This is a genomic window from Amycolatopsis sp. w19 (assembly GCF_051373225.1).
Classification (GTDB): domain Bacteria; phylum Actinomycetota; class Actinomycetes; order Mycobacteriales; family Pseudonocardiaceae; genus Amycolatopsis; species Amycolatopsis japonica.
This window is the reverse complement of record NZ_JBPQFM010000002.1, coordinates 299,122-318,539: the sequence shown is the minus strand read 5'-3', so window position 1 is coordinate 318,539 and position 19,418 is coordinate 299,122. Positions and strand designations below refer to the sequence as shown.

Annotated in this window: 17 protein-coding genes; 15 read left to right on the top strand and 2 right to left on the bottom strand. The window is 68.7% G+C overall.

Features of this window, described 5'->3' with window-relative positions:
* The first annotated feature begins 20 nt into the window (after positions 1–20).
* The 11 genes from ACSMFO_RS05960 (at position 21) to ACSMFO_RS05910 (ending at position 12,173) form a co-directional block, all read left to right on the top strand.
* Positions 21–1,334 carry a lysine N(6)-hydroxylase/L-ornithine N(5)-oxygenase family protein gene (locus tag ACSMFO_RS05960; RefSeq protein ID WP_038515235.1) on the top strand — a complete coding sequence of 438 codons (1,314 nt, stop codon included), beginning with the start codon at positions 21–23 and terminating at the stop codon, positions 1,332–1,334.
* A 21-nt stretch (positions 1,335–1,355) separates the two neighbouring features.
* Positions 1,356–1,721: a cupin domain-containing protein gene (locus tag ACSMFO_RS05955; protein ID WP_037344297.1), complete on the top strand. Its 366-nt coding sequence runs from the start codon at positions 1,356–1,358 to the stop codon at positions 1,719–1,721.
* Between the two features lie 2 nt (positions 1,722–1,723).
* Positions 1,724–3,343, top strand: coding sequence for a class I tRNA ligase family protein (locus ACSMFO_RS05950; protein ID WP_436457329.1), 1,620 nt, complete (start codon positions 1,724–1,726; stop codon positions 3,341–3,343).
* Between the two features lie 6 nt (positions 3,344–3,349).
* The gene (locus tag ACSMFO_RS05945; protein ID WP_436457328.1) at positions 3,350–4,609 is read left to right on the top strand and encodes an MFS transporter; all 1,260 of its coding nucleotides are present in this window, start codon (positions 3,350–3,352) and stop codon (positions 4,607–4,609) included.
* 199 nt (positions 4,610–4,808) lie between these two features.
* Positions 4,809–6,560 (top strand): ABC transporter substrate-binding protein, encoded by a 1,752-nt coding sequence (locus ACSMFO_RS05940; RefSeq protein WP_436457326.1) that lies wholly within the window; start codon positions 4,809–4,811, stop codon positions 6,558–6,560.
* On the top strand, positions 6,557–7,837 hold the full coding sequence (locus tag ACSMFO_RS05935; RefSeq protein WP_436457325.1) for an ATP-grasp domain-containing protein: 1,281 nt from the start codon (positions 6,557–6,559) through the stop codon (positions 7,835–7,837). The genes ACSMFO_RS05940 and ACSMFO_RS05935 overlap by 4 nt, the downstream gene beginning before the upstream one ends.
* The gene (locus ACSMFO_RS05930) at positions 7,834–8,298 is read left to right on the top strand and encodes a cobalamin B12-binding domain-containing protein (RefSeq protein WP_038515224.1); all 465 of its coding nucleotides are present in this window, start codon (positions 7,834–7,836) and stop codon (positions 8,296–8,298) included. Before ACSMFO_RS05935 ends, ACSMFO_RS05930 begins: the two co-directional genes overlap by 4 nt.
* Complete coding sequence (locus ACSMFO_RS05925) at positions 8,295–9,605, top strand: methylaspartate mutase (RefSeq protein WP_436457324.1); 1,311 nt, start codon at positions 8,295–8,297, stop codon at positions 9,603–9,605. Before ACSMFO_RS05930 ends, ACSMFO_RS05925 begins: the two co-directional genes overlap by 4 nt.
* On the top strand, positions 9,602–10,597 hold the full coding sequence (locus ACSMFO_RS05920) for an asparagine synthetase A (protein WP_436457323.1): 996 nt from the start codon (positions 9,602–9,604) through the stop codon (positions 10,595–10,597). Before ACSMFO_RS05925 ends, ACSMFO_RS05920 begins: the two co-directional genes overlap by 4 nt.
* A complete protein-coding gene (locus ACSMFO_RS05915; protein ID WP_436457321.1) occupies positions 10,594–11,847 on the top strand; it encodes a glutamate synthase-related protein in 1,254 nt (417 codons plus the stop codon). The genes ACSMFO_RS05920 and ACSMFO_RS05915 overlap by 4 nt, the downstream gene beginning before the upstream one ends.
* Positions 11,844–12,173 (top strand): hypothetical protein, encoded by a 330-nt coding sequence (locus ACSMFO_RS05910; RefSeq protein WP_436457319.1) that lies wholly within the window; start codon positions 11,844–11,846, stop codon positions 12,171–12,173. The genes ACSMFO_RS05915 and ACSMFO_RS05910 overlap by 4 nt, the downstream gene beginning before the upstream one ends.
* Before the next feature lie 338 nt (positions 12,174–12,511).
* Here ACSMFO_RS05910 and ACSMFO_RS05905 read toward each other — a convergent pair whose 3' ends face one another.
* Both ACSMFO_RS05905 and ACSMFO_RS05900 read right to left on the bottom strand, forming a co-directional pair.
* Entirely contained in the window at positions 12,512–12,862 is a 351-nt protein-coding gene (locus ACSMFO_RS05905; RefSeq protein WP_037344315.1) for an MmcQ/YjbR family DNA-binding protein, read from the bottom strand.
* A complete protein-coding gene (locus tag ACSMFO_RS05900; RefSeq protein WP_436457318.1) occupies positions 12,846–13,538 on the bottom strand; it encodes a hypothetical protein in 693 nt (230 codons plus the stop codon). The genes ACSMFO_RS05905 and ACSMFO_RS05900 overlap by 17 nt, the downstream gene beginning before the upstream one ends.
* A 187-nt stretch (positions 13,539–13,725) precedes the next feature.
* On the opposite strand from ACSMFO_RS05900, the gene ACSMFO_RS05895 reads away from it, so the two are divergent.
* The 4 genes from ACSMFO_RS05895 to ACSMFO_RS05880 all read left to right on the top strand — a co-directional run bounded on the left by ACSMFO_RS05895 (position 13,726) and on the right by ACSMFO_RS05880 (position 19,344).
* A complete protein-coding gene (locus ACSMFO_RS05895) occupies positions 13,726–15,192 on the top strand; it encodes an NB-ARC domain-containing protein (RefSeq protein ID WP_038515216.1) in 1,467 nt (488 codons plus the stop codon).
* 87 nt (positions 15,193–15,279) lie between these two features.
* A complete protein-coding gene (locus tag ACSMFO_RS05890; RefSeq protein ID WP_436457316.1) occupies positions 15,280–16,848 on the top strand; it encodes a carbamoyltransferase C-terminal domain-containing protein in 1,569 nt (522 codons plus the stop codon).
* 88 nt (positions 16,849–16,936) lie between these two features.
* Positions 16,937–18,094: an NAD(P)/FAD-dependent oxidoreductase gene (locus tag ACSMFO_RS05885; RefSeq protein WP_436457314.1), complete on the top strand. Its 1,158-nt coding sequence runs from the start codon at positions 16,937–16,939 to the stop codon at positions 18,092–18,094.
* Positions 18,091–19,344 (top strand): ATP-grasp domain-containing protein, encoded by a 1,254-nt coding sequence (locus ACSMFO_RS05880; RefSeq protein WP_037344324.1) that lies wholly within the window; start codon positions 18,091–18,093, stop codon positions 19,342–19,344. Before ACSMFO_RS05885 ends, ACSMFO_RS05880 begins: the two co-directional genes overlap by 4 nt.
* The last annotated feature ends 74 nt before the right edge of the window (positions 19,345–19,418 follow it).

Here is a 19,418-nt window from a genome sequence, read left to right as displayed (position 1 = left end):
AAAGATGGCGGAGCGAACAAATGGCGAACCGTGATGTCGAGCTGCTCGCAGTCGGAGCAGGACCGTCGAACCTGGCCTTGGCCGTGGCGCTGGAAGAGCTCGCGCCCGGACTGGCCCGCGAATCGGTCCTGCTCGAACGCGACGAAGAGGTCTCCTGGCAGCGGGGGATGCTCCTGCCCGAGGCCCTCTCGCAGGTCTCGTTCCTCAAGGATCTGGTGACCCTGCGCAATCCGCGCAGCCGCTTCTCGTTCCTCAACTACCTGCACGCCACCGATCGGCTCAACGAGTTCGTGAACATGGGCAGTTTCGTCCCGTACCGGGTGGAGCTCGCTGACTATCTCAAGTGGACGGCCGACTCGCTTTCCCTGGTGGACCTGCAGCGCGGCCGCGAGTGCCTCGAAATCACTCCCGTGTGGACGGACGGCACGCTCACCGGCTGGGACACCCACGTCGCCGACGGCGAGACCATCCGCAGCCGGTACCTGGTGGTCGGCGCGGGCCGCGATGCGCGGATCCCCGACCGGCTCCGGACGGTGAACCAGGACCGCGTCATCCACAGCACGCAGTACCTGCCGAGGATCGCCAAGCTGCGCAAGGATCTCCCGTACCGCGTCGCGGTGATCGGCGCCGGGCAGAGCGCGGCGGAACTGTTCAGCGCGGTGCAGAAGGACCTGCCCGAATGCAAGCCGACCATGGTGATGCGTTCGATCGGCCTGAACTACTACGAGAGCAGCAAGTTCAACAACGAGCTTTTCTTCCCGTCCCATGTGGACAAGTTCTTCGAGGCGCGGCCCGAAGCGCGCGAGCAGATGCTCAAGGAGATGCACCACACGAACTACTCCGGGCTCGCCCCGGGCACGATGGACGCGCTCTACCGCTCGATCTACCTGGACCGCCTCTCCGGCCGTTCGCGGCTGACGATGATCACGATGAGCGACATCACCGACGCCCGCGACGAGGGCGACGAGATCGTGCTGGAACTGACGGACCGGCGTACCGGCGAGGTCCAGGAACTGCGCACCGATCTCGTGCTGCTCGGCACCGGCTTCTCCCCGGAGATGCCGAGGATGGTTCAGGAGATCGCGAAGTCGATCGGGCTGTCGGAGATCAAGGTGACCCGCGACTACCGGCTGGAGATCGAGCAGCCCGCCACCGCGGCCGTCTACCTCCAGGGCGTCAACGAGGCGACGCACGGGATCGCGGACTCGCTGCTGAGCGTCCTCGCCCCGCGTGCCAACGACATCCTGCAGGACATCCTCGCCCACCGCGGTGAGAACCCCTCGGTGCCGCCGCAGCCGACGTCGGAAACCGCCCCCATCGTCGCCACCCGCTGACCCACGAAGGAAGAGGAAGTCATGGAGATCCGTCCGCTCGAGCGGGAAAAGATGGTCTTCGAAAACGGTGCCTACGGCCAGCGGCTGCTGCCGTGGGCGGCGCTGAACGCGCCGTTCGAAGGCGCCTGGGTGACGGTGCCCGCGCACGGCGCGACGGGTGCGCATTCCCACCACGAGTACGAGATCTTCATCGCCGTCAGCGGCGAGGCGGTCGTCGAGTCCGGGGGCGAGCGCCGCGCCTTCCGCCCCGGCGACATCGAGTTCCACAAGCCCGGCACCGAGCACCGCATCCTCAACGACGGTGCCGAGGACTTCGAGATGTACGCGATCTGGTGGGACTCCGACATGACGGTGAAGTTCGCCGCCCGGCACGAGGCGGAGGCGTGAGGATGACCGACGAGCGACCGGTCGTGATCATCGGCGGCCCCCCGACGTCCAACGGCGACCTGCACATCGGGCATATCGCCGGCCCGTACCTCGGTGCCGACGTGCACCGCCGGTACCTGCGCGCGGCCGGCCGCGAGGCCGTGTTCGCCTCCTGCACCGACGACAGCCAGACCTACCTCGTCACCAGCGCGGCCAGGGTCGGGCTGACGCCCCCCGAACTGGTGGAGCAGTCGACCGAGAACATCCAGCGCACGTTCACCGCGATGGGGGTCGAGGTCGACGGCTTCTCGCCGACCGACGACGGCTACAAGGCGCTCGTCCACGACTACGTCAAGCGCTTGTACGACAAGGGAAAGCTGCGTCTGCGCAAGGTGCGGCTGCCCTACAGCGAGAGCAAGGGCGAGTTCCTGGTCGAGGGTTTCGTCGGCGGTGGCTGCCCGACGTGCCTCGCCGACAGCCGCGGCGGATTCTGCGAGGGCTGCGGGCATCCGATCGACTTCGACGCGCTCATCGAGCCGTACTCGGTGCTCGACCCGGCCGACGAGGTGACCTACCGCGAGACCGAGATCATGGTCTTCCCGGTCTCGGAGTACCGCGAACAACTCCTGGCCTACTACGAGGAGCGCGGTCCCGCGTGGCGGCCGCACGTGCTCGGGCTGATGCGGGAACTGCTGTCCGGGCCGTTGCCCGACTTCGCGATCACGTACCCGGTGAAATGGGGCCTGCCGGCGCCGTTCCTCCAGACGCCGGGGCAACGGCTCAACGCGTGGGTCGAGGGGATGCCCGCCTCGATGTACTGCACCGAGTACGCGTTGCGGCGCAACGGGAAACCGAAGGCCGCCGACGACGACGCCTGGCTCGCGGAGAACGACGCGCGGGTCGTCGTGTTCATGGGATTCGACCCCCTGTTCACCTGGGGCGTCGTCCACATCGCCGAGCTGATCGCCCTCGAAGGGCGCTACGTCCTCCCGGACACCTTGCTGGTCAACGAGTTCTACGAGCTGGAGAACGAGAAGTTCTCCACCAGCAAGGGACACGTGGTCTGGGCCCGTGAACTGGCGGCCGAGGTGCCCCGCGACATCGCGCGGTTCCACCTCAACCTCACCGCCCCCGAGTTCGCGCGGACCAACTTCTCCCGTGCCGCGCTGGAAAAGGTCGCGGGGGAGCGGCTCGTCACGCCCTGGAACGAGCTCGCCGAGACCTTGGCCAAGCTCACCGCCGAGGTCGGCGGCGAGAACGGCTCGCTCCCGGTGTCGACCGAAGCCACGGAACGGGCCGCCGCGATGGTCTCCCGGTTCGCCCTGAACTACGAGCTGGAGGACTTCAGCCTCAGCCGGGCCGCCGATCTGATCGTGCAGCACGTCGAACGCCTGCGGGCGGCGACGGAACGCACCCTGAAGGGCAACCTCGACCAGGAGATGCTCCGCGCACGGCTCGGTGACCTCTTCCTCGAACTGCGCGCGTTGATCGGCTGTGCCTCACCGATCCTGATCGACCTCGCCGAACGTGCCGCCGCGGCGGGCGGGTTCGCCCTCCGGATCACCGCGGCCGCGTTCGACGTCACGCACACCACGGCCTTCCCCGTGCCCTCACTGGAATTCCCCCCGACGAGCGAGGTCTGACCCACCATGTCACTCGACAGCACCCCATCCACCGACGCAGCCCGGAGTTCCCGGCTCGCCGAACGCCTGCTGGTCCCGGCGGGATTCGTCACCACGGCGGGCAACGCGTTCCAGATCACCGCCGCCGCGATCCTGGTCTTCCACGCCGAGCAGACCACCCTCGCGGTCGGCTGGCTGTTCATCGCGGTGTCCATCCCGCAGGTCGCGCTCGCGGTCCTGTTCGGGAAGCTGGTCGACAAGGTCGACCGCCGGATGCTGTGCGTGGCGGCGGACCTCGTGAGCGCGATGACCGCGTTCGCGCTGCCGGTGTGGCTGTGGCTCGGCGGCCCGGCGAACCTCGGTTCCTATATAGCGAACTTCATGCTCGCCTGCACCGCGGCGTTGTTCATGCCCGCCAGCAACGGCCTCATCAAGGAACGGATCCGCGACGAGCGGCTCGGGAAGTTCAACTCGCATTTCGAGATGGCGAGCAACGCCGGCATGCTGCTGGCGTCTTCGCTGGCGGGCTTCCTGGTGATCTGGTTCGGTGCCACGCCGTTGTTCGTGTTCAACTCGCTGAGCTTCATCCTCTCGGCCGTGCTGGTCTACGCGATCGGCCGCAAGCCCGCCAAGGCACCCGTGGCCGAGGAGGCCGCGGCGACCGACCCGTCGGCGCCGGTCGAAGCCCCGGTGCGCCAGCCGATCAAGCGGCTCGCGCTGCTGTACGCCAACGGCAACATCGGCCTGATGGTCGCCAACGTCATCCTGACGACGCTGATCCTGCAGACCTTCGACCAGGGCGCGTGGATGATCGGCGTGGTCGACGCGCTGGCGGGTGTCGGCTTCATCGTCGGCGCGGCGGCGTACGGCAAGGTCAGCAAACGGTTCAAGGGCATCCATCTGGCCGTGTTCGGCACCCTCGGCAACCTGATCTGCCTGGCGATCCAGCCACTGCACTACATCGCGCTGATGGCGGCGATCCCGTTCGCCGGCTTCTGTTTCGCGCAGGGCCGGATCGCGGCGCGCACGCTGCTGATGCGGGCCAGCCCGGAGGAGCGGGTCGGCCGGATCTTCGGCAGCACCCAGGCACTCGGGCTCGGGCTCGGTGTCGGGGCGACGGTCGGGCTGTCCGCGCTGGCGGACGCGACCACCGTGCCCTACGCGTTCTGGGGGCTGGCGATCCTGCAGGGCGCGATCGTGATCGGCACCTACTTCAGTCTGGCGAAACCGTTGTCGGCGCAGGAGAAGCAGCGACCGGCCGAGGTTCTCGAGGCGACCGCCGCGTAAGTGGTCACCATCGGAAGTCCTCCGGAGGTCTCGACGGCCCAGCTTCCCGCTGGACGCACGGCCGCGAGGCCCGAGTACAACCCCGGTACGAGGACCTCACGACCGCACGCCCAGCGGAAACCTGGATCCGCCGAATACCCCCGAAGGACATCCGATGGCAACCACTAAGCGCGGCCGAACTGCGGAGGAAGCGAAAGTCATGACGGACAAGCCGATCAAGGGCGGCGTGGCGACCTGGGCCTGCCTGCCCGGGTTCCCGCCCGCGGTGATCTTCCCCTTCACCCCGGGCGAGCGCTTCGGCGTGCGGAGCCTCTACGAGTTCCAGATGCTGATGTACCGGCCGCTGTACTGGCTGGGCCGGGACGGCGCGCCGGAGATCGACTGGGACCTCAGCGTCGGTGAAGAGCCGGTGTGGGACGAGACCGGACGCACCTGCGTGGTCCGGATCAAACCGTGGAAGTGGTCCAACGGCGAGACGGTCTGCGCGGACAACGTCATCTTCTGGATGAACATGCTGAAGGTGAAGGGGCCGAGGTTCGGCGCCTACTCCGAGGGCTACTTCCCGGACAACCTGGTGTCGTTCGAGAAGGTCGCCGAGGACAAGGTGAGCTTCACCTTCGACAAGGCGTACTCGAAGAACTGGGTGCTGCTGAACCAGCTCACCATGATCACGCCGATGCCGAAGGCGTGGGACCGCACCGCGGACGGCCCGGCCGACGCGACGCACGACATCGAGCAGGCCGAAGCGGTCTACGAGTTCCTCATGGCGGAGAACGGCGACGTCGTCGAGGAGGACAACTCGCATCGCACACGCTGGGCCGACAGTCCGGTGTGGAGTGTCGTGAACGGACCGTGGCGGCTCAAGAGCTACACCGAGGAAGGCGTCGTCACCTTCGTCCCGAACGAGCACTACAGCGGGCCCAATCCGGCGCATCTCGACGAGCTGCGCCAGGTCTCGACGACGTCGGACGAGCAGCAGTACGAGCTGCTGCGGTCCGGCGACGTCCAGGTCGGTTTCCTGCCGCCGGGGATGGGCGTCCAGCCCGACGGCGACCCGACGAAGGGCGGGCCGAACCCGCTGGGCGACGGGTTCCAGCTGGAGCCGCAGATCCTGTTCAACATCAACTTCATGGCGGTCAACTTCAGCAACCCGACCGTCGCGGGGAACATGATCAGGCAGCCCTATGTCCGGCAGGCCCTGCAGAGCTGCTTCGACCAGGAGTACGGCGCCCGCGAGGTCTACCAGGGTTACGGCTGGAGCCAGACGGGGTCGATCCCGGTGCTGCCCAAGAGCGACCTGGTCTCGCCGAAGATCGCCGAGCGCGGCGGATTCTGGCCGTTCGACCTGGAGAAGGCGCGGCAGCTGCTCGCCGACAACGGCTGGGACGTCACCACCTCACCCGCGGTGTGCGTCCGGCCCGGCACCGGCCCCGGTGAGGCCGGCGAGGGTATCCCCGCCGGCACCGAACTGAGCTTCTCCTTGCGCTACTGGGAAGGCAGGCCGTCGCTGGCGCGGCTCATGGCGCAGTTCCGGGACGACGCGGCCAAGGCCGGGATCGAGATCCGCCTCGAAGAGGTGATGGGGTCGGTCCTGGTGGCGGAGGACGGTCCCGGCGAGAAGCGGATGTGGCAGCTGTCCTGCTGGGGCGGCGGCTGGGTCTACAACTACCCGACCGGCGAGAACCTCTTCCAGAGCGGCGCCGCCTGCAACTTCAGCAACTGGCGCGACGCCAAGGCGGACGAGCTCATCGCGAAGACCGTCACCACGGACTCGCTCGAAGCGCTGTACGAGTACCAGGAGTACATCGCCGAGCAGGCGCCGGTGATCTTCATGCCGACGTTCCCGCGGCGGCTGTTCGAGGTCGCGGGCAACCTGCGCGGATTCTCGCCGATCAACCCGTACGGGCTGATCAACCCCGAGAACTGGTACTACGTCGAGGAGGGGGCATGACGCGCCCGGTGGTGCTGGTCGGGTTCGTGGCCGCGGCGCTGGGTTCGTCCATCAAGGACTTCCAGCCGGACGGCTCGGTCATCTTCGTCGAAGAGCCCGACGTCGTCCGCAAACGCGACGCGCGGAAGACGGTGGCCGGTTCGGCGCTGGTGCGCGAGCTCATCGAATGGGAGTTCCACCTGCCCGGCAAGGCGGACGAGTTCTACCACGTCCACCACGACCTCGACCCGGCCGCGGTGGTCCCGCTGACCGAGTACGCGACTCCGTTCGCGGCCCGGCTCGCCGAACGCTACGGCCTGCCGGGCGCGGGCTTCGGCGCGGCGCAGATCCTGCGGGACAAGGCGGTGCTGCGCCTGGTCAGCCGGGCGGCGGGGATCGCGAACCCGGCGTCGGCGCGGGTCGAAAGCCCGGAGCAGGTCCGTGAGTTCATGGCGCGGCATCCGGGGAAGACCGTGCTGAAGCCGTCGAACCGGCAGGCGTCGGTGGGGACGCAGGTGCTCACCGACCCGGCCGAGGCCGAGCAGGCGTGGACGAACTGCGTCGTGCAGGACGAGGGGATCTTCGTCCCGGACCGCGCGATGGAACTGAAGATGCTCGCCGAGAGCTTCGTCGAGGGAGACGAGTTCAGCGTCGAGATGCTGCTGCGCGACGGCGAGCCGCTGTTCGCCAACGTCACCGGCAAACGGCTGTTCCCCGGTCCGCGGCCGATCGAACTCGCGCATATCGTCCCCGCCGACATCCCGGACGAGCTCACCGCGACGCTGACCGAGGAGACGCGGCTGCTCACCGCCGCGACCGGCTTCCGCACCGGGATCGTCCACTGCGAGTGGATCGTCTCGGACGGCGTCCCGTACCTGGTCGAATGCGCCGGCCGGTTCGCGGGCGACGGCATCATCGAGCTGATCCAGCGCGCCTATCCGGTGGAGCTCAACCGCGCCTACTTCTCGGTGATGAAGGACGAGCCGGTCGTGGACCTGTTGCCGCGCAAGGCCGAACGCGGCGCCGCGGTCCGGTTCCTGTCGATCGAGCCCGGCCTCATCGAGGACGTGCGCGGGGTGGAGAAGGCGGCGCAGTCCGAAGGCGTGTTCCTGTGCGACGTCAGCGTCTCGGCGGGCGACCGGTTCGACGGGCTGCGCAGTTCGTGGGACCGCGTCGGCGATCTGATGGTGACCGCGGACAGCCCGGCGGAGGCTTCGCGCCTGGCCGAAGAGGCGGTCGCGCTGATCGAGATCGACGTGCGGCCGGACCGAGGAGAGAGGGAGAACGCCGCACCATGACCATCGAAGCCGTCCAGCCCACGCTCCCGGACGCCGGTCTCGACGTGATCGTCACCGGGCTCTCGTCCGACGCGCACACCTGGAACCTGGTGTACCTGGAGCTGTTGCTGGAGGAACTGGGCTGCCGGGTCACCAACCTCGGCGCCTGCGTCCCGGACGCGACCATCGTGCGCGAATGCGTCACCCGGCGGCCGGATCTGCTGGTGATCAGCAGCCTCAACGGGCACGGCCGTCAGGACGGCGTCCGGCTGATGGAAGCCTTCCGCGCCCGGGCGGAGCTGGTCACGACGCCGGTCGTCATCGGCGGGAAGCTCGACGTCACGGGCGGCAGCAACGCGGCCCGGCTGCTGGAGGCCGGCTTCGACGCGGTGTTCGAGGACTCCGCCGGGCTGACCCCGTTCCGTACGTTCCTCCGCACCTTGTCCGTCCGCGCCCCCGGTGTCCCGCTGGGCGCGGGATGAACGTGCTCGCCCCGCGGCGGGGACTTTCGTTCGGCGAGGTGGTCGCACGCCACCACGCGCAGGGGGAGCTGGTCGTCCAGCCCCGGATGGGGTTCGCCGATCCGGGGCGGATGACCAGGGGGCTGCTGGCGACCCGGTCGGCGCGGGCCGCGACGGTCGGCACGATCACGATCGACAGCTACACCAGGGTCGGCGACCACGAGGCGGCGCGCGCGGCGTTGGCGGCGGGCGCCGATCTCAACGGGTACCCGCTCGTCGACCACGATCCCGTGACGACGGCGGCGTTGCTCGACGGCGTGCTGACCGGGGACTTCCCGGTGCAGGTGCGGCACGGTTCGGCGGATCCCCGCCGGATCGTGCGGGCGCTGCTGGACTTCGGGTTGCACGCGACCGAGGGCGGACCGGTGTCGTATTGCCTGCCGTACAGCCGGATGCCGCTCTCGGCGGCCGTCGACAACTGGCGGCGCTCGTGCGAAACGCTGGCCGAGGCCCGCGGTCCCGAACTGGAGCCGCATCTGGAGACCTTCGGCGGCTGCATGATGGGCCAGCTGTGCCCGCCGGCGCTGCTGGTCGCGCTGAGCGTGCTGGAGGGGATGTTCTTCTGGCGGCACGGGATCCGCTGCCTGTCCTTCAGCTACGCGCAACAGACCCACGCCGGGCAGGACGAGGAGGCCGTCGCCGCGCTGCACGCGCTGATCGGGGAATACGTGCCGCACGCGCGGACGCATGTGGTGATCTACGGCTACATGGGCGTCCACCCGAGGACACCGGGCGGCGCGCTGGAGCTGATCGCGGAGTCCGCGCGGCTGGCCGCCCGCACCGGGGCGAGCAGGCTGATCGTCAAGACCACCGCCGAAGCCCACCGGCTGCCGACCGTGGCGGAGAACGTCACCGCGCTGGAACACGCCGCCGGGGCCGCGCGGGGTGTGTCCCGGATCGGCAGGCTCGGCGACACCGGGATCCACGCGCAGGCGAAAGCGTTGGTGGACAACGTTCTTTCGCTCCATACCGACCTCGGCAGGGCGCTGGTCACCGCGTTCGCGCGAGGTCAGCTGGACGTCCCGTTCTGCCTGCACCCGGACAACGCGGGCCGCGCGCGCGGACGGCTGGACGCCGGCGGCCGCCTGGAGTGGCAGCGGATCGGCGCGATGCCGCTGGGCGACCTCGTCGACCTGCCCGCGGAACGGCGGATGACCTCGGGCGATCTGCTGGACGCGCTCCGCTACGTCGAGCGGTCGTTCGACGAGAAGTACGGGCTGCCGGGAATCGAGCCCGTGAACCGACTGACACAGGGGAGTAGGACATGACCGCACCATCGGCCGCGGCGCTGCCGCCGGGCACCCGCGAGCATCTGACGTCGCCGGTGACGCAGGCGGCGTTGCGCATCCAGAACAGCATCACCGCGGGCACCCGCGAGTACCTCGGCATGAACGGGTTCGTGGAACTGCAACCGCCGCTGATCGGGCCGGTCACCGACCCGGGATGCCGCGGCGCCAAGCAGGTCGACGTCGACTACTACGGGCACAAGTACAAGATGATGACCAGCGTCATCCTGTACAAGCAGGCCTCGCTGCTCGCGTTCGACAAGATCTTCTACGTCGCCCCGAACGTGCGGCTGGAGCCGCTGGAGACCTCGACCACCGGACGGCATCTGGTCGAGTTCACCCAGATCGACGTCGAGGTGGCGCGGGCGAGCCGCGAGGAGGTCCTCGACGTCGCTCAGGGCCTGCTCCGGCACGTGGTCGCCCACACGCTGCGAGAGTCCAAAGTGGACCTCGCCACGCTCGGGCGAGATCCGGAATCGTTCACGGCGCTGCTGGAAGAGGATTTCGAGCGGATGACGCACCGCGAGGCGGTGTCGCGGCTGCAAGGCCTGCAGCACGGGCAGAGCGCCGACGCGGAGATCGACTGGCAGGGCGAGCGGATCATCTCGGAGCAGACGAACCGCCCGTTCTTCATCGTCGACTACCCCAAGGGCTCGCGCGGGTTCACCGACGGCGAGTCCAGCACCGAACCGGGGGTGCTGCGGAACTTCGACCTCATCGCCTCCGACGGGTTCGGCGAGCTTTGCAGCGGCGGCGAACGCACGCACGAGTACCGGCGGCTGATCGAGCGGATGCGGGAGACGGGGGAGAATCCGGCGAAGTACGCCTGGTACCTCGACCTCGCGCGCGAGGGACTGCCGCCGAGCGCCGGGTTCGGGATGGGGCTGGAGCGGGTGACGCGCTACATCGCCGGGCTGGACGCGATCTGGCAGGCGAACGCGTATCCGAAGCTGCCCGGGATCGCGACGCCGTGATCACCGCGCGGCAGCTCCCGGAGGACGCGATCCGGGCCAGGGCACGGGAAGGCAGCGCGGCGATCTTCCCCGACGTCGCGGGATATGGCCGGTCGCTGTTCGGGGCGGACGTCGACTCGGGTATCGATGAACTCGACCGCGCGCGGATCGTGCCGCCGGTGTTCGTCCCACGACGTCTGGAGAAGATGTTCGACCTCGCCCGAGAACCGGTGTACGGCGACGTCGGGCTGTCGACCGTGCTCGGCGGGTTCACCGCGCCGTCGCCGGTGTTCCTGTGCGCGTTCGGGTCCACGCAGGTCGCGGGCAGCGGGCTCGGGATCGCCGCGAGCGAGCAGGCCGGCAGGCTCGGGATGCCGATGGTGATCGGCGAGAACGTCGTGCCGATGCACGGTTACGGCCGGATGGGCGAGAGCGTCGAGGACGGTCTGCTCGGCCGGATCCGCGCGTACGCCGATGCCGTACCGGACGGGCTGGGCGGCGTCGTCGTCCAGCAGAGCACCGAAGACGCCGACGCTGAGGTGTGGAACCTCGTCTACAGCGACCCGTCCGCGACGAAACTGCTGGAGACCGGGCGGCTGGCGTTCGAGCTCAAGGTCGGTCAGGGCGCCAAACCGGGGCTCGGCGGGATGACCGTGCTCTCGCGCACGGCCGCCGGCGAGATCGCCGAACAGTACACAGTGGACGAAGCCTTCGGCAGGGATCAGGCCATGGTGCTGCGGTCCAGCAGCCCCGGCACGTTCACCGGCGAGATCCTGCGCCAGCAGATCCACCTGATGCGCAACAACTACCCGCGTGCCCGCGCCTGGGTGAAGCTGCACCCAGGCCGCGACGTCGGCGAGGCGGCGCGGGTCGCGTGGGCGGCGGGAGCGGACGCCGTCACCGTGGACGGCGCGGAGGGCGGCACCGGCTGGGCGCCGTCGGTCTTCCTCGACCAGGTGGGCCTGCCGCTGGTGGAGTGCCTGCGGCGGGTCGGCAAACACGACGCGTCGCTGCTGGTGTCGGGGCGGATCTGGGAAGGCGCCCGCGCGCTGAAGTGCCTGGCGATGGGGGCTTCCGCGGTCGGCCTCGGCCGGGCGGCGCTGCTCGCCGTCGACGAGGACGCGACCGATGGGCTCGTGCGGCTGGTGCGGTGTCTGGAGCTCGAACTGCGGCTGCTCGCCAGCGCGCTCGGGAAGTACGACCTCGCGGATCTCACCGCGGACGACCTCTGGTTCCCCGGTTCATCGGCACGGACGGAGCAGGACGGATGATCAACTACGACGGGAAACGGTTCCGCAAGGTCAGCACCGACCCGGACGCGCCGGTCACCCTGTACCGGCAGAAGGACGATCTGGTGTGGGCCGAGCTGAGCGGCGGTGGGGTGCGGCTCGGCTCGCTGACCGGGAAATGCGGCGAGGACGGGACGATCGACATGGCCTACACGATGGTGCTGGCCAGCGGTCAGGTGATTTCGGGGCACAGCACGAACACCCCGGAGTTCCTGCCGGACGGGCGGATCCGCCTGAACGAGGTCTGGGAGCGGTACGGGAACCCCGGCTTCCGCGGCACCTCGGCGATCGAAGAGGTCGCGGAGTAGCCCCTTTCGCGCGTGAAGGCCCCTTCCCTCGGCTCAGCCGAGGGAAGGGGCCTTCACGCGTGCTTGGCCCCGGAACTCGCGTGATCAGACGGACGACACGCGTGACTGGAGGGACGACACGCGTGACTGGAGGGACGACACGCGTGACTGGAGGGACGACACGCGTGACTGGAGGGACGACACGCGTGACTGGACGGAGTTCGCGTGTGTCGTCCATCTGATCACGCGTGTCGTCCTTGCCGACACGTGTGTCGTCCGTTCAATCACGCGAACCCGCAATTCACGGGACCGAAAAGGGCAATCGAGGGGGCTGAACGGCGCACGCCGAAAGGAGCAGTTCAGCTCGGGTTCTTTTCGAGGTATTCGGCCCAGACCTTCTTCGGGACGCACATTCGCCACGAGTCGACGATCAGCTCTCGTAACTCTTCGTAATCGAGCGCGGACAGGCGGGCGCGGACCCACTGATAGCGCATATCGGAGGGAATCGGCATCATGAACTTGTCCGGCTCGCCCGCCACCAGCGCTTCCCGCTCTTCTTTGGGATAGCCGAATCCCATCACGGTTTCGTCGGGTGAGAGCGAAAGGAAGACGATTCGCCCCACGCGGAACTTCGCCCGGTCCCGGACCAGCGCCTCATAGGCGCGGGGCAGCCCCGAAACGATCTCTCTGACGTCATCCCCGGTTACCATTTTTCCACCATTCTCCGCTGTCCGTGCCCCAGTCACCCTTGGCGCCCATGGTGAAGGCGACGTAGAGGTACTCGTCGAGGATCTTCGCCAGTGACACGGGCCTGCCCATCAGGGCGGGGATCTCCGCCCCGCCGTCTCCCGCCTCCGCGGTCACCGCGGCGGCCCACGCGCGGCCGAGTCGCAGATGCCTTCCGAACGCGGCGCCGTCACGCGCGCCGTGGAGGGTCGCCGCGATGGCGGCGTCCCACGGCATGATCGTGTTGGGCCGCAACGCATACAGTGCCTTGGCCGCGGCGGTCGGGCCCAGCGTACGCCTCGTCCGTCCCGCTGAGACGGCGACACCCGCGAGGTCCGCGTACGCCTTCGCGGCGGTGTCGATCCCCTCGTCGGTCAGGTCGACGAGGTCGGCGGTGGGCAGCGTGGCGCTCCAGGTCTCCCACCAGGCCAGGACCCCGTCGTCGAACGGCGCGGGCTCGCCTTCCCGCGGGTACCGGATCCGGCATCCCCACGAGTTGAGCCAGCGAAGAAGAATTGTGCGATGTGCGGGCTGTGACAGGTCGATCGCGGACTGCGTTTCTTCCACGAGTCGAAGCCATGAGGCGTCCACATTCGTGAAGCCGTTGAACACTTCGGCGGCTCGCCGGAGTTCGGCGAGTGGCGGCAGGGGGTCAGACATGGGCGAACCCTATCCGGTGCCACCAAGGGGGTGAATTTCCGCGTCCAACTATTGGACTTTGTACATTGAGTCACCTATTTGTATCTGCTGCATCGTTCATTGGTCCTTTAGGGTTGTGGCCAGGAAGGCTGCAAGGATGACGGTCACGCAGCGCGATTGCGTTACCCCATCCAGGGGAGGAGTTGGCATGGGCAGACCCGAGCGACCGTTGGACGGCTCCACTGGTCCGATCGCCGCATTCGCTCACGATCTGCGCGTTTTGAGGAACCGGGCGGGAAACCCGAGTTACCGGGAACTCGCCAGGACGGCACTGTTCGCACCTTCCGTGCTGTCCAGCGCGGCGAGTGGCCACCGGTTGCCCACGCTCGCCGTGACGTTGGCGTTCGTCTCCGCGTGCGGTGGGGATCGCGCGGCGTGGGAACGGCGTTGGCGGAGCGTCGCGGGACAGACGGGTGGCGGCGCGGAGGTGCGCGAGGAACGCGCGTCCGTGCCACAGCAGGCCGAAGCACCGCCGGATGGCGTGCACGCGTTGGCATCCGGCGTCATCCGGCTCGCCCGTCCGGCCCAGCTGCCGATGGGATCGAGGACTTTCGTCGGCAGGGAAGGGGATCTGGCCGACGCCGCGGAGATGATCGGCGCGAGCGGCCCGGTCAAGGTGCCGTTGCTCGTCAGTGGTCCGATCGGGGTGGGGAAGACGGCTTTCGCCTTGCGGCTGGCGGAAGAGGTGGCGGCGGACTTCCCGGACGGGCAGCTCTACGCCGATCTGGGCGGCAGCGGAACCGGCGGCCGGTCGGCCAACGGGATCGTGCGCGGATTCCTGCGCGCGCTCGGCGTGCCGGCGCATCTCGTGCCCGACGACCCGATGCAGCGGATCGGGCTGTACCGATCCCTGCTGGCGGAACGCAGGTTGTTCGTGCTCCTGGCCGGGGTCCGGGACGAGGGCCAGGTGCGGCCGCTGCTGGGCCAGGCCCCGCACAGCCAGGTCGTGGTGACCAGCCGCGCCCGGCTGCTCGGGCTGGAGGACACGAACCGTGTCGAGCTGGATACGTTTTCCCGCAAGGAATCCCTGGCCTTGATCGGCCGGATCGCCGGGCCGGCCCGGGTGCGGGCGGAGCACGACGCCACCGACATGATCGCCGAACTGTGCGGGGACCTCCCGCTGGCGATCAACATCGTCGGCCGCAAGATCGCCGCCCGCCCGGAGTGGGCGATCGCGTACACGGCGGGCCAGCTCGCCGATCGCGAACGGCTCATGGACAGCCTCTGCGTCGGTGACGTCAACGTGCGGGACCGGTTCATCGCGGCGTACGAACAGCTTTCGCCCACCGAACGGGAGGCCATCCACCACTTCGGGCAGAGCGGGGCGGGCTGGACGACGTCGATCGGCATCGCCGCGGCGATGGGCATCATGATCGAGACCGCCGACGAACTCCTCGAGTCCGTGGTGGACGCCGGACTTCTCCAGCGCGCCAACGTCGCCGGCCGGTACGCGGTCTCCCGGTTGGTCAGTGCGTTCGCCTCCGAACGGCAACGGGAGCCGGGCTCGTTCGCCGCCGCCGTCCCGATGGCCGGTCACCGGGCACGGAAGAACGCGTTCGAATCGCTGCGCCACGAGGCCGTGCGCACCTTGCCGGGTGGCTCGTCCGAAGGTTGATTGTTCTCCCCGCGCCGAGCTTCCGGTCAACGGGCCGCGCGGCTTGAATGAGTCGACGAATGAAGGCGAGCGAAATTCGGTGACACAATGCTGATTCTGTCGATGAAGGAGGGCCACGATGGCGGGATCGTGGCGATCGAGGACGGCAAGCTGCTGTTCGCGCTGGAGTCGGAAAAGGACAACTACCCGCGCTACGACCGGATCACCGGCGAGCTGATGGCGCGTGCGGCGGGCATGCTCGACAAGCAGCCCGACGTGGTCGCGCTCGGCGGCTGGGTCAAGGGGGAGTTCTCGGTGGAACCGCCGTCCCGCACCGGATACTTCGGTGTCGGCGAGGGCGCGATCTCCGACGAGGCGGGCAAGTTCTTCGGCAAGGACGTGCGGTACTTCTCCTCCACCCACGAGCGCTCGCATATCTACACCTCCCTCGGGATGGCCCCCGCGGCACCCGGCCAGGCGTACTACTCCCTGGTGTGGGAAGGGAACATCGGTGACTTCTACCGGATCGACGAGCGCGGCGAGGCCACCCACCTGCAGCACGTCCTGACCGACCCCGGCGCGAAGTACGCGTATCTCTTCGCGCTGGCGGACCCGGGTTTCCCGCTGGGCAAGGGGAAGTTCCGGTTCAACGACGCCGGCAAGCAGATGGCGCTGACCGGGTTCGCCGAGCCGGGTCCGCTCACGCCGGACGAGCAGAAGACCATCGACTTCATCCTCGACCGCGACGGCATCATCCTCGGTCTGTCCAAAGAGGAGATGTCCTGGTCCCATCTGTACAACGCCGGAGTGTGGTCGCAGGAATACCGCAACGCGGCGGCGAAGCACTCGCAGGCGATCTTCAACCGGTTCTACGACTACGCGGCGAAGAACCTGACCGAAGGCCTGCCGCTGCTGATCTCCGGCGGCTGCGGCCTGAACTGCGACTGGAACCGGTTGTGGCGGGAGAGCGGCCTGTTCTCCTCGGTTTTCGTGCCGCCTTGCCCCAACGACAGCGGTTCCGCGCTGGGCACGGCGATCGACGCGCAATGGTTCTACACCGGACAGGCGACCATCGAGTGGGACGTCTACGCGGGGGAGAACTTCGTCGAGGACGTCGTCCCGGATCCCGCGAAGTACGAGACGCGGCCGCTCGTGGCGAGCGAGGTCGCGAAGTACATCAAGGACGGCAACATCATCGGCTGGGCACGCGGCCGGTACGAAATGGGCCCGCGGGCGCTGGGTAACCGGTCGATCCTCGCCGCGCCGTTCACCGTGGACACCACCGTGCGGCTCAACAAGATCAAGCGTCGTGAGGACTACCGCCCGATCGCCCCGATCGCGCTGGAGTCCGACGCTCCGAAGTGGTTCGTCGGCTCGGTGCAGGACCCGTACATGCTGTACTTCAACCACGTCACCTCCGACGAGTTGAAGGCCATCACGCACGTCGACGGGACCGCCCGCACCCAGACGGTGACGCGGGAACGCAACGCCGGCATCACCGACCTGCTCGAGGCGTTCCGCGAGCAGACCGGGTTCAGCGTGCTGTGCAACACCTCGCTGAACAACAACGGGCGCGGTTTCCTCAACCGCACCAGCGATCTCATCGAGTACGGGGAGACGTACGGCCTCGACGGCTACGTCATCAACGACACGTTCGTGACCCCGCGCGCCTCCTGAATCCTTGCCCAACGAGGGTAAGGCCCGGATGCCACTCCCAGCTGTGGCATCCGGGTACCTCGTGGCGCCCGAACGAACGGGGAAGACCATGCGAGTCGTGCTCGCGGGCGGTGGCGTCATCGCGCTGCTGACGGCGCTGGAATGCGTGTCGGCCGGGCACGAAGTGGCGCTCGCCGACCAGGCGGACATCCCGTTCTCCGGCGCGACCTCGTTCGACCGCCACCGCGTGCTGCGCGCGTTGCATCCCGGTGACCTCGCGGCCACGGCGGCCGCGGTCGCCGCGCATCACGCGTGGCTCGGACTGGAGCATTCGTTGTCCACGTCGTTCTACGAACAGGTCGGCGCGCTCACCGCGATGACGGCGGACGAGGCGGCGGCCGCGCGGGATCTGCTGGCCACGGCGGGATCCAAGGCCGAAGTGCTCGGCGTGGACGAACTCGCCGCGGAGTTCCCGCACGCCGGGTTCGTGCCGGGGACGGGCGCGGTCTTCGAAGCGCACGCGGGGGTCCTGCTCGCCGATCGGGTGCTGACGGCGTGCGCCACCCGTCTGCGGTGGCACGCGAACGCGGAACTCCACCCGCACCGCAAGGTGATCGGGATCGACGCCGACCGGGCCGAAGTCCGGCTGGCCGACGGCGGCATCCTCCGTGGCGACGCCGTCCTGGTGGCGGCGGGCCCGTGGTCCCGGGAGCTGCTGGCTCCCGCGCTGTCCAGGGAACTCGTGCTGCACCGGCAGACGATGCTCTACTGCGACGTCCCGCCCACCGACGCCGCCGCGTGGGCCGCCACCCCGGCGATCACGTCGCTCGGCTCGGCGGGGGGCGCGTGGCTCGTGCCGCCCGTCGCCGGGACGCCGTTGAAGCTCAGCGCCGCGAGCGCGTGCCGGGTCGTCGACGAGGTCGGCGGTGCCACCGTGCCTTCGTGGTGGCGTGAGCACCTGATCGACACGTTCGCCGCGCTGATCCCCGGTTTCCGCCGGGATTGGCTGGTCGACACCCGGGACTGCCATTACCTGGCCCGGCGCTCCACCCTCGGCCCGATGCTCGCCGTCCTCGGCGACCGGGTCCTGTCCTACGCGGCGTGCGGCGGCTCGTCGTTCAAGTTCGCCCCGCTGATCGCCCGGTCCCTGGCCGCGCGCCTGACCGGCGCCGACCCGGTCCAGACCGGACTCGAACCGCTCGACCGGCCGCTCGTGCGAGCGGGCGGTGTCCACCCGATCCGTCCTGCCCTACGAGGTGTGTCGTGAAACTGCTCGCGCTGGAAGCCAGCCAGAACTCCTACTACTACCTGCCCCGGTACCAGCAGATCGAGGACTTCGGCGGGGTGCTGTACGTGCTCAACGGGGTCGGCACCGAGGATCTCTGGCCGTCCGAGCGCTACCGGATCGCCGGCAGCAACCACATCGACGACCTGATCCGGCACGCGAAGGCCTGGCACGCGGAAGAATCCTTCGACGGTGTGCTCACCTTCTCCGAGTCCGGCGTCGTCCTGGTCGCCGCGGTCGCCGAGGCGCTCGGCCTGCCCGGGATCGGCGTGGACGCGGCGCGGACCAGCCGGAACAAGCTGATCATGCGGCAGGCGCACGAAAAGGGCGGGGCCGCGCATCCGGACTTCCGGTTCGTCGAAGACCTCGACGCGGCCCTGCAGGCGGCCGAGGACTTCGGCTATCCGGTGATCCTCAAGCCGACCCTGGGTGCCGCCAGCAACTTCGTCTTCCGGGTCGACGACGAAGAGAAGATGCGGGAACGCTACGCGCAGGCACGCGAAGGCATCGACGGGATGACCTGGTACAACATGGAGGCCGAAGGGCTGGACCTCGGCCCGCACGGCCTGCTCGTCGAGTCCTTTCTGGACGGTCACGAGCATCTCATCGAAGCCGTCGCCTGGGACGACGAGGTCTACCTCGGTTCCATTGTGGACAGAGTCACTTCGGAAGGCGAGACCTTCGACGACGACGTGCACCACGCGCCCACGTCGCTCACTGCCGAGCAGGTGGCCGAGGTGCACGCGGTGGTGGCCGCCGGCGTGCGGGCCCAGGGCCTCACCCGCGGCGCGCTGCACGCCGAAGTCCGGTTCCACCAGGGCAAACCGTTCCTGCTGGAGATCGCCGTGCGCCCTGGCGGCGGGGGACTCGACCATATGGCACGGCTTTCGGCCGGGTACGACCCGATCCGGGGACTCATGGACGTCTCCCGCGGTGTCCGGCCGGATGTCCACCACTTCAGCCCGACCGGGCTGCACACCGCCGCGATGTGCCTGATCTGCCCCGGCGGGGTGATCGCCTCGATCGACGTCCCTCCCGCGGTGAACGAATCGGAGGCCTTGTACTACCTCAAGATCTTCGCCAAGCCGGGTGACCTGATCAAGCGCCCGCCGCTCGGCAACAACATCTTCGGCGGCATCGGCGCACTCGGCGCGTCCTTCGACGAAGCCATGCGCAACGCGAACGACCTGGCCGGGAAGATCGAGGTCAAACTCTCCGAAACCCAGAAGTAGCACCGGATCCTGTTCGACGAAACCGGGCCCTCACCCAGGGCCCGGTGGCGAAAGACGCCCAAAACCGCGTGGAG